The sequence below is a fragment of the Nocardioides aquiterrae genome (genome assembly GCF_039526625.1).
Taxonomy (GTDB): Bacteria; Actinomycetota; Actinomycetes; order Propionibacteriales; family Nocardioidaceae; genus Nocardioides; species Nocardioides aquiterrae.
On record NZ_BAAAJE010000001.1, the window covers coordinates 412007 to 426337 of the forward strand.

Consider the following 14331-nt stretch of genomic DNA (forward strand, 5'->3'; position numbering starts at 1 on the left):
GCGCCGAAATGGCCCAGCACACGTCCACCGGACACGAGACAATCACCGGCGTGGCACACACCAGCCGGACCCTGGTCGGACGAGACGCCGAGCTGGCGGAGGTCGCCTCGCTGCTCGGCGTCCGTCCGTCCGCGCCGTCCGGAGGGCTCGGCGACACGACCGCCGTACTGCTCTCCGGCGACGCCGGCGTCGGCAAGACCCGGCTGCTGACCGAGCTGCGCGACCTCGCGTTCACCGAGGGGTGGCAGGTGTTCGCCGGCCACTGCCTGGACTTCGGCGACTCCGCGCTGCCGTACCTGCCGTTCTCGGAGGTGCTCGGCCGGGTCGCCGCCGACCTCCCCGACGTCGTCGACGAGGTCGCCGCCGCGCACCCGGCGCTGGCGCGCCTGCAGCCCGGCCGCCGGATGATGGGCCGGGAGGAGCGCGACAGCCACGCGCTCGACCGCGGCGACCTGTTCGAGGCCGTGCACGCGCTCCTCGAGACGGCGGCCGCCAAGGCGCCGCTGCTCCTCGTCATCGAGGACACCCACTGGGCCGACCAGTCGACCCGCGACATGCTCAGCTTCCTCTTCTCCCGCCCCTTCGGCGGCCCGGTCGCGCTGGTCGCGTCGTACCGCTCCGACGACCTGCACCGCCGCCACCCGCTGCGCCGCCAGGTGGCCGAGTGGTCCCGCCTGCGGGGCGTGCACCGGGTCGCGCTGTCCCCCCTCTCCGACGACGCCGTGCGCGCCCTCATCGCCGAGCTCGTGCCCGAGGGCCTCGCCGAGAAGGAGCTCGCCGACATCGTCAGCCGCGCCGAGGGCAACGCGTTCTTCGTCGAGGAGCTCACCAGCGCCGCCGCCGGGCCGGGCCGCTGGGTGCCGGCCGACCTCGCCGACGTCCTCCTCGTCCGGCTCGACCGGCTCGACGACACCGCGCGGCAGGTGGTCCGCGCGGCGAGCGTCTCCGGGCGGAAGGTCGCGCACGAGATGCTCGCCGCGGTCTCCGGGCTCGGGGACGGCGACCTCGACGACGGCGTCCGCAAGGCCGTCGAGATGAACATCCTGGTCGCCAGCGAGGGCCGCTACTCCTTCCGGCACGCCCTGCTGGGCGAGGCGGTGTACGACGACCTGCTGCCCGGCGAGCGCGTCCGTCTGCACGAGCGGTACGCCGCCGCGCTCCAGGCCGGTGACGCGCGCGGCACGGCCGCGGAGCTCGCGCGGCACGCGCGGCTCGCGATGGACCTCGACACCGCGCTGACCGCGAGCATCCAGGCCGGCAACGAGGCCACCCAGGTCGGCGGCCCGGGCGAGGCGGCGTACCACTACCAGCAGGCGCTCGAGCTGCTGGTCGACCCGCGCCGCTCCGCCCAGGTCGACCTCGACCTCTCCAAGCTCGTGGTCAGCGCGGCCGAGGCGCTGTCGGCCAGCGGCGACCCGGAGCGCGCGGTCAAGGTGATCGCCGAGCAGGTCGACCGGCTGCCCGCCGACGCCCCGACGACCTGGCGCGCGCGGATGCTCTCCACGCAGGCGCACCTGATGACGATGCTCGAGGGCACCGACCCGGTGCCGATGTCGGAGGACGCCGTCGCCCTGGTGCCCGACGGCGAGAGCGGGCTGCGCACCCGGGTGCTCGCCAACCACGCCCGCGTGCTGGCGAACATGGGCCGCTACGAGGAGGCGCAGGGCGTCGGCATGGAGGCGCTCACCCTCGCCGAGAAGCTGGACCTCAGCGAGCTCGCCGCCGACGTCATCACCACGCTGTCCGGGCTCAAGAAGGCCGGGCCCCGCGAGGGCCTCCGCGCGGCGCTGCGCGACGCCGTCGCCCGCGCCGAGGAGTCCGGCGCCCTGGGGCCCGAGCTGCGGGCCCGCTACCTGCTCGGCCGGTCCTACGAGGACTGGGCGGAGTTCGACGACACCGAGGCGTGGTTCCGCAGCACCATCGACCGCGGCGTCGCGGCCGGCATCCCGTTCGCGCCGTACGCCTTCGAGGCCCGCTGGCAGCTCGCCTGGGTGTACGACGTCCAGGGCCGCTGGGACGAGGCGATGGCGCTCACCGACGTCGCCGCCGACAGCCCGCCGCCGATCCCGCGGGCGCTGATCGAGCCGCTGCGGCTCCAGATCCGGCTGGCCCGCGGCGAGGACGTGACCGCCGAGGCCCGAGCGCTGCGGATGTTCTGGGCCCGGGAGGGCGGCGTCGCGATCAACGCCAGCGCGGTCGAGATCGACGCGGCCGGCTACCGGGGCGACCCCGCCGGCGCCGTCGAGGCCTACCACGAGGTGGTCGCCGTCCTGAGCCGGATCTGGCACGAGTGGTTCAGCGCGCGCATCCGGCTCGGCGCGCTCACCATCGCGGCGATCACCCGGGCCGTGCCGCACCTGTCGGCGGCCGAGCGCGCGGCGTACGCCGAGACGGTGGACCGCATCCACGCCGACGGCCACGTGGTGCTGGACCGCTACTCCGACCCCTCCGGCCACTGGGGCCCCGAGGGCCGGGCGTGGATGAAGCGGCTGGACGCCGAGACCCTGCGGTTCCGCTGGCTGGCCGGCATCGACGCGCCGCCGCAGCAGGCGCTGATCGACTGCTGGCACGACGCGATCGCGCTGTACGAGGACTTCGGCCACGTGCACGAGCTGGCCCGGGTGCGCACCGCGCTCGCCGGGATCCTGCGGGCCGGCGGCGACGTCGCGGCCGCGCGGGAGTACGGCGACCCGGCGCGCGAGGCCGCGCACCGGCTCGGCGCCGTCCGCCTCCTCGAGGACCTGCGCGCGATCGGCAGCGCCCCGGTCCGGGCCGAGGCGGTGCCCGACGCGCTCACCCCGCGGGAGACCGAGATCCTCGCGCTGGTCGCCGAGGGCCGGTCGAACGGCGAGATCGCCAAGCAGCTGTTCATCAGCGCGAAGACCGTGTCCGTGCACGTCTCCAACATCCTCGGCAAGCTCGACGCGGCCGGCCGCACGGAGGCGGCCGCGATCGCGCGCCGGCGGGGGCTGCTCAGCTAGGCACGTAGAGGCAGGTCGGGTCCGAGCCGAGCACGTCGCCGGTGACGGCGTACGCGTGCGAGCGGGAGCCGCCGCACACGTCGCGGAACTCGCAGGTCCCGCACTTGCCGTGGAACCCGGCCGGGTCGCGCAGCGCGCGCAGCAGCGGGTCGGTCCGGTAGATCTCCCGGAACCCGCGCTCGGTGACGTTGCCGCAGTGGTGCGGCAGGAAGCCGGACGGGTAGACGTCGCCGAGGTGGTCGACGAAGGCGAACCCGCGGCCGGAGTTGACGTCGATGGGCGGGCGCGGCGGGCGGTGCCGGTCGCCCCGCTCGGCGCGCAGCGCCGCGGTCGCCGCCGTCAGCTCCTCGTGCAGCGCGCCGAGCTCCGCCACCTCGCCGCGCGCCCGCTGGATCGCGACCCGCCGGTAGTGCGGGGCCTCGGTGGCCTTGACCGCGACCAGGTCGGAGACGTCGTGCAGCCAGTGCAGCACGTCCTCCACCTCCGGGGCCGAGAGCGGCGTCAGCGCCGACCCGCGGCCGGTGGGGACCAGGAAGAACACGCTCCACAGCGCGGCGCCCAGGTCGATCACGGTGCGCAGCACGTCGGGCAGCTCGTCGACGTTGCCCTGGGTGACGGTGGTGTTGACCTGGAGCCGGAAGCCCGCGTCCTTGACCCAGCGGGCCGCGCGCAGGGTGTCGTCGAAGACCCCCGGCACGCCGCGGAACGAGTCGTGGGTGCCGGCGACCGCGCCGTCCAGCGACAGGGACAGCGCGACGGCGCCGGCGGCGCGGAGCTCGGCGAGCACCTCGGGCGTGAGCCGCGGCGTCACGGACGGCGACAGCGCGACGTGCAGGCCGAGCGAGGTGCCGTACCGGACCAGCTCGGCCAGGTCGGGCCGCTCGAACGGGTCGCCGCCGGTGAGCACCACGATCGGGTAGGGCTTCCCGAACCCGGCGATGTCGTCCAGCAGGGCCTCGCCCTGCGCGGTCGTCAGCTGCCGCGGGTGCGGGCGGGTCTGGGCGTCGGCGCGGCAGTGCCGGCAGACCAGGGCGCACGCGCGGGTGACCTCCCAGATCGTGACCAGCGGGCGCTCCGCCGGGTCGTGGTGCAGGCGCCGGACGGCGGTCATCGTGCCTCCTGTGCGGAGAGCGCGGCGGCCGCCGCCTCCCCGGATCGGATCGCGGCCGCGAGCCCCAGGCCGTCGTACGACGCGCCGGCCAGGACCACGCCCCGGGGCAGTGCCGCCCGGGCGGCGGCCACGCGCGCGGGGTGGCCGACCGTGAGCTGCGGCAGCGCCGCCGGCCAGCGGCGGACGACGGCCGCGGCGGGCGACGCCGCGAACCCGGTCAGGTCGCGCAGGTCGGCAACGAGGACCTCGACGAGCTCGTCGTCGGCCAGGTCCCGCAGGCGACGGTCCCCGGCGCGGCCGGCGGAGAGCCGCAGCCAGCAGGTCTCGTCGTCGGCGAGGTGCGGCCACTTGTGGCCGAGATAGGTGGCGGCCTTGAGCAGCCGGCCGGTGCCGGCGGGCACGAGCAGTCCGGTGCCGGGCAGCGTGCCGGCGGCCCGGGCGGGCACGCCGACGACGACCGTCGCGACGTCGGCCGTCTCGACCGTGACCAGCGTGGCGGCCGCCACCGGTGCGAGGTGCCCGAGCAGCCCGGCGGCGGTGCGTGCCGGGACGGCCAGCACGAGGCCGTCGACGTGGTCGGGCAGCCAGGTCACCGCGACCCCGGTGCGCACGGTGACCCGGGGCTGGTCCGCGACCAGTGCGGAGGTGAGCGCGGACAGGCCCCGCGGCCAGGTGGCGAACGCCGGGCCCGAGTCCGCCGGGCGGCGCCGCAGCACCAGCGAGCTGCCCCCGGTGGCCGCGGGCACGAGCGCGGGGGCGCAGCCGCGGAGGCTCAGCCGGGACACGTCGCCGGCGTGCAGGGTGCCGAGCAGCGGGTCGACGAACGCGCGGGTCACGGCCCGGCCGAACCTGCGGTCCACGAACTCGCCCACCGACATGTCGGCGCCGTCGGCCAGGGGACGCATCCGCCGGGCCACGGCCGGCTCGAGGCCGGCGCGGGCCAGGCCGGACCACGTCAGGGTGCGGCTGCGGACCCCCGGACCGAGCCGGCTCGGTCCGGCGGGGCCGACCCCGGCCGGCAGCGGCCGCAGGCCGCGCGGGGTGACCAGGCGGGTGGCAGCGGGCGCCGCCGCGACGAGGGTGTCGCCGAGGCCGAGCTCGGCCACCAGCGCCGCCGCGCCGGGATCCGCCAGGTGCAGCGCCTCGGCGCCGAGGTCGAGGTGCGTGCCGGGGGCCACCTCGACGGTGTGCACCTGCCCGCCGACCCGGTCCTCGGCCTCCCAGACGGTCACGTCGGCGCCGGCCTGGGCCAGCCGCCGGGCGGCGACCAGCCCGGCCACGCCGGCTCCGATCACCGCCACCCTGCTCGCCGGCCGATCACGCACGGATCGACCCTGGCGCGGGTCCGCGGTGCGGGACGAGAGCCGTTGTGCGCCCGCCCGGGGGACCAAGGTCCCGATGGACTGTTCCGCGGGGGAGCCGGGTACCGCTTGTCCGCCGGTCGGCGCCACAGCAGACTGGCGAGAGCACCCCCACCCGACCGACCGCAGGAGGACGCATGACCCCGGAAGAGCCCCTGAGTGACGACGACATGACCACCGGCCCCGTGGTCGACCAGAGCGCCGGCGGCGGCGACGCCGACGGCACCGACGGTGACGGCTCCGACAGCGACGGCACCGACGGTGACGGCGCGGACGGTGACGGCTCCGACAGCGACGGCACGGACGGCGACGCCACGGACACCACCGACGGCGACGGCAGCGACAGCGACGGCACCGACGGCTGAGTGAGCGCACTCGACCTGCTGAGCGGTGACGCCCAGACCTTCCTGACGAAGGTCTGGGCGTCCCGCACACACCTCCACCGCACCGACCCGGACCTCCTGGTCGGCCTGCTGTCGCTCGACGATGCCGACCAGCTGCTGACCTCGACGGCGATCCGCACCCCGTCGATCCGCCTCGCCAAGGACGGCGCGGTGCTGCCGGAGTCGGCGTACACCCGCGGCGCCACGCTCGCGGGCAAGCCGCTCACCGGCCTGGTCGACGGCCGCAAGGCGCTCGACCTGTTCGCGGACGGCGCCACCGTGGTGTTCCAGGGCCTGCACCGGTACTGGCCGCCGCTGACCCGGCTGATCGCCGAGCTGGAGCTCGAGCTCGGCCACCCCTGCCAGGCAAACGCCTACCTCACTCCGCCCGGGTCGCAGGGCTTCGCCGTCCACTCCGACTCCCACGACGTGTTCGTGTTCCAGACCGCCGGCTCGAAGCTGTGGGAGGTGCACGGCGAGGACGGCGCCGACGAGGTCCTCCTCGAGCCCGGGCTCTCCCTGTACCTGCCGACCGGCACCCCGCACGCCGCCCGCGCGCAGGACACCGTCTCGCTGCACGTGACGCTGGGCATCAACCAGCTCACCTGGCGCGGCCTGGTCGAGCGCACGCTGGAGGACGTCGTCCGCAGCGTGCCGAACGAGCACCTGCCGGCCGGCTACCTGGACGAGCCGGCGCTGCTCGCCGCCCCGCTCGCGGACCATCTGGCCGCGCTGGCCGACGCCGTCCGCCGACTCGACGCGCCGGCCGCCGTCGAGGCCGAGATCCGCCGGTTCCTGACCTCGCGGCCGCCGCGGCTGGCCGGCGGGCTGCACGACGTCCTCGGCGAGGTCACCGAGACCACCGTGCTCCGCCGCCGCCCGGGCCACCCGTGCGTGCTGCTGGACCGCGGCGAGCGGATCGAGGTGCTGCTCGGCGACCGCGCGATGACCGTGCCCGCCTGGATCCGGCCCGCCCTCGACGAGGTCCGCGCCCGCACCGAGCTCACCCCGGCCGACCTGCCGCTCGACCCGCGGAGCAACCTGGTCCTGTGCCGCCGCCTGGTGCGCGAAGGGCTGCTGGCGATCGCGTGACGAGCTCCACGAACCGGGCCGAGCGCTGCGCGGCCCAGAGCCTGCTGCGGGACGAGTCGGTCGCCGGCACCGCCACCCACGTGCGCACCTGGCTGCTCCTGGAGCACGTCGGGCCCTGGGGCGAGGACGCGCTCCTCGACGCCCGGCTGCCCGACGGGCTCGGGCCCGCCCTCAAGCGGCGGGCGCGCGACCTGCGCGCCAAGATCCTGCTGATCCGCCGGTTCAGCTCGAAGCCGGACGGCCCCGGGGTGCGGGTGTTCGCGGCGCACGCCGACCCGGCCGCGCCGCGGCTCGAGAGCGGGGTGCTGGCCGACGAGCGCGAGGTGCTCGACCTCGACCTCGCGGCGTTCCGGGAGGGCGGCACGACCGGGCTCGCGCCGTACGACGGCTCGCTGTTCTGCGTCTGCACCAACGGCCGCCACGACGCGTGCTGCGCCGAGCGCGGCCGCCCGGTCGCGAAGGCCCTGGACGCCGCGCACCCGGACGAGACCTGGGAGGTCTCGCACGTCGGCGGCGATCGGTTCGCCGCGAACATGGTCGTGCTCCCGCACGGCCTCTACTTCGCGCGGCTCGACCCGGCCTCGTCGATCGCGGTGGCGGGTGCGCACCTGGCCGGCGAGCTGGACCTCGACCACCTGCGCGGCCGGTCGTCGTACCCGATGGCCGTCCAGGCCGCCGAGATCGCGCTGCGCCGCGAGCTCGGCGCGACCCGGGAGCGCGACGTCGTCCTGCTCCGCCAGGCCCGCGACGGCGACCTGACCACCACGAGCTGGCGGGTCGGCGGCGCGACGTACGACGTGGTCGTGCGCACCACCACCGACCCCGCGACCGCGACCCGGCTGACCTGCAAGGCGCTTCGGGACAACCCGGTCCCGACGCACGACCTGGTCAGCGTGGTCCGGCGAGCCTGACGACGCCGAGGATGCCCGAGCCGCCGTCCCACGTGGCGGTGAGGATCGCGTCACCGCTCTGGTGGTCGCGCATCGGCCCCAGCTCGCGGACGATGGAGATGTCGACGTTCGTCTGCTTCCCCAGCTGGTAGGCGCCGGCCGGCGCCCCACTGCCCTGGACCCGCACGCGCGGCTCCCGGACGACCTTCTCGCCGTCGATCTCGAAGTACTCCTCGGCCCCGGGCTTCCCGGCGACCGCCGTGGCGGCGAGCACGTTGACGAACACCGGGTCGGCCGCCCCGTCGTACACCCAGCGCGTGCCGAGCACCGAGTGCTCGGTCGTGCCGACCAGGTGGTCGTCGGCGCCGGCGAGCGGGGCGCCTCGGTAGGTCAGCGGCACGTGCAGCACCCGGGCGCCGTCCGCCGTTCGGAGCAGGATGCCCTCCAGCCCGACCTCGCCGTCCGGGTCGTCGAGCCGGTAGGAGCCGAACGCGGTGAGCTCCACGCCCTTGATCGACCAGGGCTGGTGGGGCAGCCACTCCTCGAGCAGCTCCTTCTTGGTCGGGGTCAGCGTTGCCTCGTGCAGAAGAGCCATGCGGCGAGCCTACGGGTCTCACCCGCATGGCGGCCGGTCACGGTGGGCACCGCCCGGGGGACCCACACCGTCCCCCAGGGAGCCGCCATGCCCACGTCGACCCGCCACGCCGTCGCCGCGCCCTTCGCCGCCCACGACGACTGGCGCCTGGATGCGCGGTGCGCCACCGAGCCGCCCGACGACTTCTTCCCGATCGGCGAGGGGCCCGCGGCGCAGCAGCAGGCGCGGCGGGCGAAGGGCGTCTGCCAGGAGTGCCCCGTCCGCGAGCAGTGCCTGGAGTGGGCGCTGGCGGCCGACGTCCGGCACGGCGTCTTCGGCGGCCTGGACGAGGGCGAGCGGATGGCACTGCGCATGCCACGTCCGCGTGGCGGCGGATGACGCGTCTGCGCGGCAGGTACGGCGCGGCCGTCGCCATCGCGCTCCTCGGCCTGGTGCCGAACGTCGCGCTGCAGACCGGCTTCCCGGCCGTCGCCCCGCTCGTCACCGGCGCGCTGGGCGCCGGTTCGACGGCCGTCCAGGTGGTGGAGGGCCTCGCGAGCGCGGCGTACGCCATCGGTGCGGTCGGCGCCGCCCAGCTCGCGCAGCGGTATGGCCGGCTTCCCCGCGTCCCGGCTGCCGGTCACGGCGGTCGTGGTGAACGTGGGGATCTTCGGCGCGAGCACGGTCGGCCCGATCGTCGGCGGGTACGCCGCCGACGCGGGCAGCTGGCGCGCCCTGTTCGTGGCCAGCGCGGTGCTCGGCGGGATCGGCTGGGTCGTGGCGCTGACGGGGTACGCCGACCGCGGCCCCGCCGACCCCGACCAACCCTTCGACGTGCCCGTGCTCGTGCTGACGGTGGTGGCGACCGTGGCGACCTTCGTCGGCGCGTCGCTGCTCACCGGCCGCACCATCTACTCGCCGTCGGTCTGGCTCCCGCTTCTCGCCGGCATCGCCGCGCTCGTGGTGCTGCTCGCCGTCGAGAACCGGAAGGACGACGCGCTCATCCCGGTGCGTGAGCTGGCGACGCAGGTCCCGGTGACCGGGGTCATCGCGGCCTCGATCGGCGGCGCGGTCTTCGTCGCCGCGGTCGGCCTGCTCCAGCAGACCCTGGCCGCGGCCGGGGAGTCGCCCGCCGCGATCGCCGCGCTGTGCTGGCCGATGCCGGTCGGTGTCGTGGTCAGCGCGATCGCGTTCGGCGCGCTGCTGCGGACCCGGCTGGTCCCGGTGCTCGTCGACGTCGGCCTCGCCCTGCTCATGGCGGGTGCCGCGCTCCAGCTCGTCGGCGGAGCCACGCCGTCGGACGGGCTGGTCCTCGTCGTCGGGTTCCTGCTCGGCGCCGGCGCGGGCGCCACCGTGTCGCCCGGGCTCTTCGTCACCGGCTGGGCGCTGCCGTCCTCGTCGCTGGGCAAGGCCTTCGCCCTGGTCCAGCTGGTCCGCTCGACCGTCACGTACGCCGTCGCGCCGGTGCTCCTCTACGTGGCGGCGCGCAGCGGGCTGTCGTCGGCCCTGGTCGCGACCACGGTCCTGGCCGCGGCGGGCCTGGTCGCGGCGCTGGGCATCCCCGCGCTCTCCGGCGCCCGGCTGTGGAAGCCCGACCTCGAGGGCTGGCTGGACGGCGGCCGCGCGCTGCCGTCGCCGTCGTTGACGCGTGTCAACTCCCGACACTAGCGTCGCCGGGGTGCCCCCCACCACCGCCGTCATCGGTGCCGGCATCAGCGGTCTCACGGCCAGCAAGATGCTCGACGACTACGGCATCCCGTACACGACCTTCGAGACCTCCGACCGGGTCGGCGGCAACTGGGCGTTCGGCAACCCGAACGGCCACAGCTCGGCGTACCGCTCGCTGCACATCGACACCTCGAAGCACCAGCTGTCGTTCCGCGACTACCCGATGCCCGACGACTACCCGGACTTCCCGCACCACACCCAGATCAAGGCCTACCTCGACGGGTACGCCGACGCGTTCGGGCTGCGCGAGCACATCGAGTTCGAGAACGGCGTGGCGCACGCCGAGCGGCGGCCCGGCGGCGGGTGGGATGTCCTGGACCAGCGCGGCGAGCACCGGCGCTTCGACCTGCTGGTCGTCGCCAACGGGCACCACTGGGACCCCCGCTTCGCGGACTTCCCGGGTGAGTTCACCGGCGTCACGCTGCACTCGCACCACTACGTCGACCCGCGCACCCCGATGGACTTCACCGGGCAGCGGATCCTGATCGTCGGCATCGGCAACAGCGCCGCGGACATCGCGGTCGAGCTGTCCAGCAAGGCACTGCAGAACGAGGTCGTGCTCTCGACCCGCTCCAGCGCGTGGATCGTGCCCAAGTACTTCGCCGGCAAGCCGGCCGACAAGTACTACCGGACCTCGCCGTACGTGCCGCTGAAGTGGCAGCGCAAGCTGGTCCAGGCGCTGCAGCCGGTGACCGCCGGCCGGCCCCAGGACTACGGGCTCCCCGCGCCGAACCACAAGTTCTTCGAGGCCCACCCGACCCAGTCGGTCGAGCTGCCGCTGCGGCTCGGCTCGGGCGACGTGGTCGCGAAGGGCAACGTCGCGCGCCTCGACGGGGAGACCGTGTACTTCGAGGACGGCACCAGCCGGGACGTCGACGTGATCATCTACGCGACCGGCTACAACATCACGTTCCCGTTCTTCGACCCGTCGTTCCTCAGTGCGCCGGACAACCGGATCGACCTGTACAAGCGCATGTTCGTGCCCGGCCTCGACGACCTGGCGTTCGCGGGCTTCGCCCAGGCGGTCCCGACGCTGTTCCCGTTCGTGGAGTGCCAGGCGCGGCTGCTCGCGGCGTACGCCGCCGGCCACTACGCGCTGCCGCCGGTCGCGGAGATGCGGCGGGTGATCGCCGCCGAGACCGAGAAGTACACCGGCCACATGGTCCCCAGCGCCCGGCACACCCAGCAGGTCGACTACTTCCTCTACGAGCACGACCTGCGCACCCGGGAGCTGCCGGCGGGCCGCAAGCGGGCGGAGGCCGCCCGGTGACCGCGACCAAGGGCGACGCCCGCCGCAGCGCCCTGCTCACCGCGCTCGAGGAGCACCTCGAGCGCGCCGGCCTCGACGACATCAACGTCGCCGACATCTCCCGGCGGGCCGGCGTCACGCGCTCGGCGTTCTACTTCTACTTCGAGAACAAGGCGGCCGCGGTCGCCGCGCTCTACGAGGAGATGTACGCCGACGGCTTCGACGCCGCCGACGTGCTGGGCGGCGCGGGCAGCCTCCACGACCGGATCTCGACGGCGATCCGCGCGATCTTCGTCGGCTGGGGCCGCCGCACGCACCTCTACCGGGCGATCCTCGACGCCCGCGCGCAGAGCCCCGCCGTCCGCGACCAGTGGGACGCCTTCCAGCAGTCGTACGTCGACCTGGTCGCCGAGCTGATCCGCGAGGAGCGCGCCAGCGGCGCGGCGCCCGCCGGGCCGGACCCGCACGGGATCGCGACCGCGCTGCTCGACCTCAACGACCGCACGCTGGAGCGGCTGGTGCGCGCGCCCGGCGGCTTCGACTGGGAGACGCACCTGGAGTCGGTCGTGCACGTGTGGCTGGCGAGCATCTACGGGAGGGACGCATGAAGGCTCCGTCGATGAAGCGGGGAGAGCTCACGTTCCCCTCCGGCGCCGCCGAGTGCCACGCCTGGCACTTCACCGGCGAGGGCGACGACCTGGCCACCGACGCCGGGCGGCCGGTCGTGGTGATGGCGCACGGCCTCGCCGGCACCAAGGACTCCGGCCTCCAGCCGTTCGCCGAGGCGCTGGCCGGGGCCGGGCTCGACGTCCTCGCCTTCGACTACCGCGGCTTCGGCGCCAGCGGCGGCGAGCCGCGGCAGACCGTGTCGATGTCCGGCCAGTTCGACGACTACCGCGCCGCGATGGCGGCCGCCGCGCGCCTCCCGGGGGTGGACCCGGCGCGGCTGGTGCTGTGGGGCGTCTCGCTCGCCGGCGGCCACGTGCTCGCCGCGGCCGCGCACCGCGACGACGTCGCGGCGGTCGTCGCGTTGACGCCGCTGGTCGACGGGCTGGCCGCGGGCCGGCACGCGCTGGCGCACCACCAGCCCACCGCGATGCTGCGCTCCACGGTCCTCGGGCTCGGCAGCCGGCTGGGCTCCCGGCGGATGATGCCCGTCGTCGCGCGGCCGGGCGAGCTCGGCGCGCTCACCCTCGACGGGTGCCTGGAGGACTACCTCGCGATCGCCGGCCCGACCTGGCGCAACGAGGTCGACGCGGCGGTCGGCCTCGAGCTCGGCAACCACCGGCCCGGCAAGCAGGCCAAGCACGTCCGTGCCCCGCTGCTCGTGCAGATCGCCGACCTGGACCGCTCGGCGCCACCGCAGGCGGCCGCCAAGGCGGCGTTCGCCGGCCGCGCCGAGGTCCGCCACTACCCCTGCGACCACTTCGACGTCTGGCCGGGCAAGGCGTGGCACGACCCCGCCGTACGACACCAGGTCGCCTTCCTGCGCCGCCACCTCGCGCCCCGCTGACAACCTATTGACGCATGTTCAATAGCGGGCGTACCGTCGGTCGGGTGACGACCCTGGACGACGTCAGCAGGCTGACCAGCGAGCGGTTCCGGCGGATGAGCCCGGGCAACCAGGAGAAGCTCCCGCCGGTCCAGGACCGCGGCCTGCCGCCGGGTCCGCGGTGGCCGGTGCTCGTCCAGACCGCGGCGCTGCTGCGGTTCCGGCACCGGCTGCACCCGTACCTGCGCCGGCGGTACGGCGACGTGTTCACCCTCCGGATCGCCCCCGGCGGCCGGCCGCTGGTGATGTTCACCCGCCCCGAGCACGCCAAGGAGATCTTCGCCGGTGACCCGGAGGTCTTCCACGCCGGCAAGGCCAACGGCATCCTCGGCCCGATCATGGGCGAGCACTCGCTGCTGCTCCAGGACTCCGGCGAGCACAAGCGGGCTCGCAAGCTGCTGATGCCGGCGTTCAACGGCCACGCGCTGCGTGAGTACCAGTCGCTGGTCACCGAGGTGGCGCGCGCCGAGATCGCCACGTGGCGCTCGGGCGAGGAGTTCCGCTCGCTGGACCGGATGAACCGGCTCACGCTCGAGGTGATCCTGCGGGTGGTCTTCGGCGTCACCGACGAGCGGCGGCTGGCCGAGCTGCGGCCGCGCGTCAACGCGACCGTCAACATCAGCCCCGCCGTGCTGCTCGGGTGGGGCTACCCGCGGCTGCAGAAGTTCAGCATCTGGAAGGACACCATCGACAACCAGCTCGAGCTGGACCGGCTGATGTACGCCGAGATCCGCGAGCGCCGTACCGCCCCCGACCTCCACGAGCGCACCGACGTGCTGTCCCGGCTGATCGTGCAGGGCGAGGACGGCGACCAGTTGAGCGACACCGAGCTGCGCGACCAGCTCGTGACCCTGCTGCTCGCCGGCCACGAGACCACGGCCTCGGCGCTGGCCTGGGCGCTGTACGAGGCCGGCCGCGACCCGGAGTTGCTGGCCCGCTGCCGGACGGCCGCCGACGAGGGCGACGACGAGTACCTCGAGGCGGTCCTGAAGGAGTCGATGCGCCTGCACCCGATCATCCCGATGGTCGTGCGGACGCTGATGAAGCCGGCCACGATCGGGGGCTGGGACCTTCCGGCCGGCACCACGGTCGGGCCGTCGATCATCGTGGCCCACCAGCGCGAGGACAACCACCCGGACCCGTGGTCGTTCAAGCCGGAGCGCTTCATCGGTCACAACCCGCCCACGAACACGTGGATCCCGTTCGGTGGCGGCGTCCGCCGCTGCATCGGCGCCGGCTTCGCCCAGATGGAGGGCGTGGCCGTGCTGCGCGAGGTGTTCGCGGCGTACGACGTCGCGGCGGCCGGTGACGACGAGCCGAAGGTCCGCAACATCACCAGCGTGCCGCGCCGCGGGGCGCGGATCCGGGTCACGGCTCGGTAAATCGGTTCCCGCCGCGGGCGGCGCCCTG

The 14331-nt window shown here is 75.0% G+C and carries 13 protein-coding genes; 10 read left to right on the forward strand and 3 right to left on the reverse strand.

The window, feature by feature from the left end:
* The first annotated feature begins 50 nt into the window (after positions 1–50).
* Positions 51–2981, forward strand: a complete 2931-nt coding sequence (locus tag ABD086_RS02020; protein ID WP_343905171.1) for a helix-turn-helix transcriptional regulator — start codon at positions 51–53, stop codon at positions 2979–2981.
* On the opposite strand, the gene ABD086_RS02025 is transcribed toward ABD086_RS02020, so the two are convergent.
* Both ABD086_RS02025 and ABD086_RS02030 read right to left on the reverse strand, forming a co-directional pair.
* On the reverse strand, positions 2974–4092 hold the full coding sequence (locus ABD086_RS02025; RefSeq protein ID WP_343905173.1) for a TIGR04053 family radical SAM/SPASM domain-containing protein: 1119 nt from the start codon (positions 4090–4092) through the stop codon (positions 2974–2976). The genes ABD086_RS02020 and ABD086_RS02025 overlap by 8 nt on opposite strands.
* Positions 4089–5417 carry a protoporphyrinogen/coproporphyrinogen oxidase gene (locus ABD086_RS02030; protein WP_343905175.1) on the reverse strand — a complete coding sequence of 443 codons (1329 nt, stop codon included), beginning with the start codon at positions 5415–5417 and terminating at the stop codon, positions 4089–4091. The genes ABD086_RS02025 and ABD086_RS02030 overlap by 4 nt, the downstream gene beginning before the upstream one ends.
* Before the next feature lie 173 nt (positions 5418–5590).
* Here ABD086_RS02030 and ABD086_RS02035 point away from each other — a divergent pair, with 173 nt between their 5' ends.
* From ABD086_RS02035 to ABD086_RS02045, 3 genes are read left to right on the forward strand one after another with little or no spacing between them, the layout of a single operon-like run.
* The gene (locus ABD086_RS02035) at positions 5591–5818 is read left to right on the forward strand and encodes a hypothetical protein (protein ID WP_343905177.1); all 228 of its coding nucleotides are present in this window, start codon (positions 5591–5593) and stop codon (positions 5816–5818) included.
* A complete protein-coding gene (locus ABD086_RS02040) occupies positions 5819–6928 on the forward strand; it encodes a cupin domain-containing protein (protein ID WP_343905179.1) in 1110 nt (369 codons plus the stop codon).
* Positions 6925–7839, forward strand: a complete 915-nt coding sequence (locus ABD086_RS02045; RefSeq protein ID WP_343905181.1) for a ferredoxin family protein — start codon at positions 6925–6927, stop codon at positions 7837–7839. The genes ABD086_RS02040 and ABD086_RS02045 overlap by 4 nt, the downstream gene beginning before the upstream one ends.
* On the opposite strand, the gene ABD086_RS02050 is transcribed toward ABD086_RS02045, so the two are convergent.
* The gene (locus ABD086_RS02050; RefSeq protein ID WP_343905183.1) at positions 7817–8413 is read right to left on the reverse strand and encodes a CG0192-related protein; all 597 of its coding nucleotides are present in this window, start codon (positions 8411–8413) and stop codon (positions 7817–7819) included. The two genes, ABD086_RS02045 and ABD086_RS02050, sit on opposite strands and share 23 nt — an antisense overlap.
* Positions 8414–8500: 87 nt before the next feature.
* Between ABD086_RS02050 and ABD086_RS02055 the strand changes: the two genes are divergently transcribed.
* The 6 genes from ABD086_RS02055 to ABD086_RS02080 all read left to right on the forward strand — a co-directional run bounded on the left by ABD086_RS02055 (position 8501) and on the right by ABD086_RS02080 (position 14303).
* Positions 8501–8791 (forward strand): WhiB family transcriptional regulator, encoded by a 291-nt coding sequence (locus ABD086_RS02055; protein ID WP_343905185.1) that lies wholly within the window; start codon positions 8501–8503, stop codon positions 8789–8791.
* A 210-nt stretch (positions 8792–9001) separates the two neighbouring features.
* On the forward strand, positions 9002–10060 hold the full coding sequence (locus ABD086_RS02060) for an MFS transporter (protein ID WP_343905187.1): 1059 nt from the start codon (positions 9002–9004) through the stop codon (positions 10058–10060).
* Between the two features lie 10 nt (positions 10061–10070).
* Positions 10071–11390: a flavin-containing monooxygenase gene (locus ABD086_RS02065; RefSeq protein ID WP_343905189.1), complete on the forward strand. Its 1320-nt coding sequence runs from the start codon at positions 10071–10073 to the stop codon at positions 11388–11390.
* On the forward strand, positions 11387–11977 hold the full coding sequence (locus tag ABD086_RS02070) for a TetR/AcrR family transcriptional regulator (RefSeq protein ID WP_343905190.1): 591 nt from the start codon (positions 11387–11389) through the stop codon (positions 11975–11977). Before ABD086_RS02065 ends, ABD086_RS02070 begins: the two co-directional genes overlap by 4 nt.
* 11 nt (positions 11978–11988) lie before the next feature.
* Positions 11989–12882, forward strand: coding sequence for an alpha/beta hydrolase (locus ABD086_RS02075; RefSeq protein ID WP_343905192.1), 894 nt, complete (start codon positions 11989–11991; stop codon positions 12880–12882).
* Positions 12883–12926: 44 nt separating this feature from the next.
* A complete protein-coding gene (locus ABD086_RS02080) occupies positions 12927–14303 on the forward strand; it encodes a cytochrome P450 (protein WP_343905193.1) in 1377 nt (458 codons plus the stop codon).
* The last annotated feature ends 28 nt before the right edge of the window (positions 14304–14331 follow it).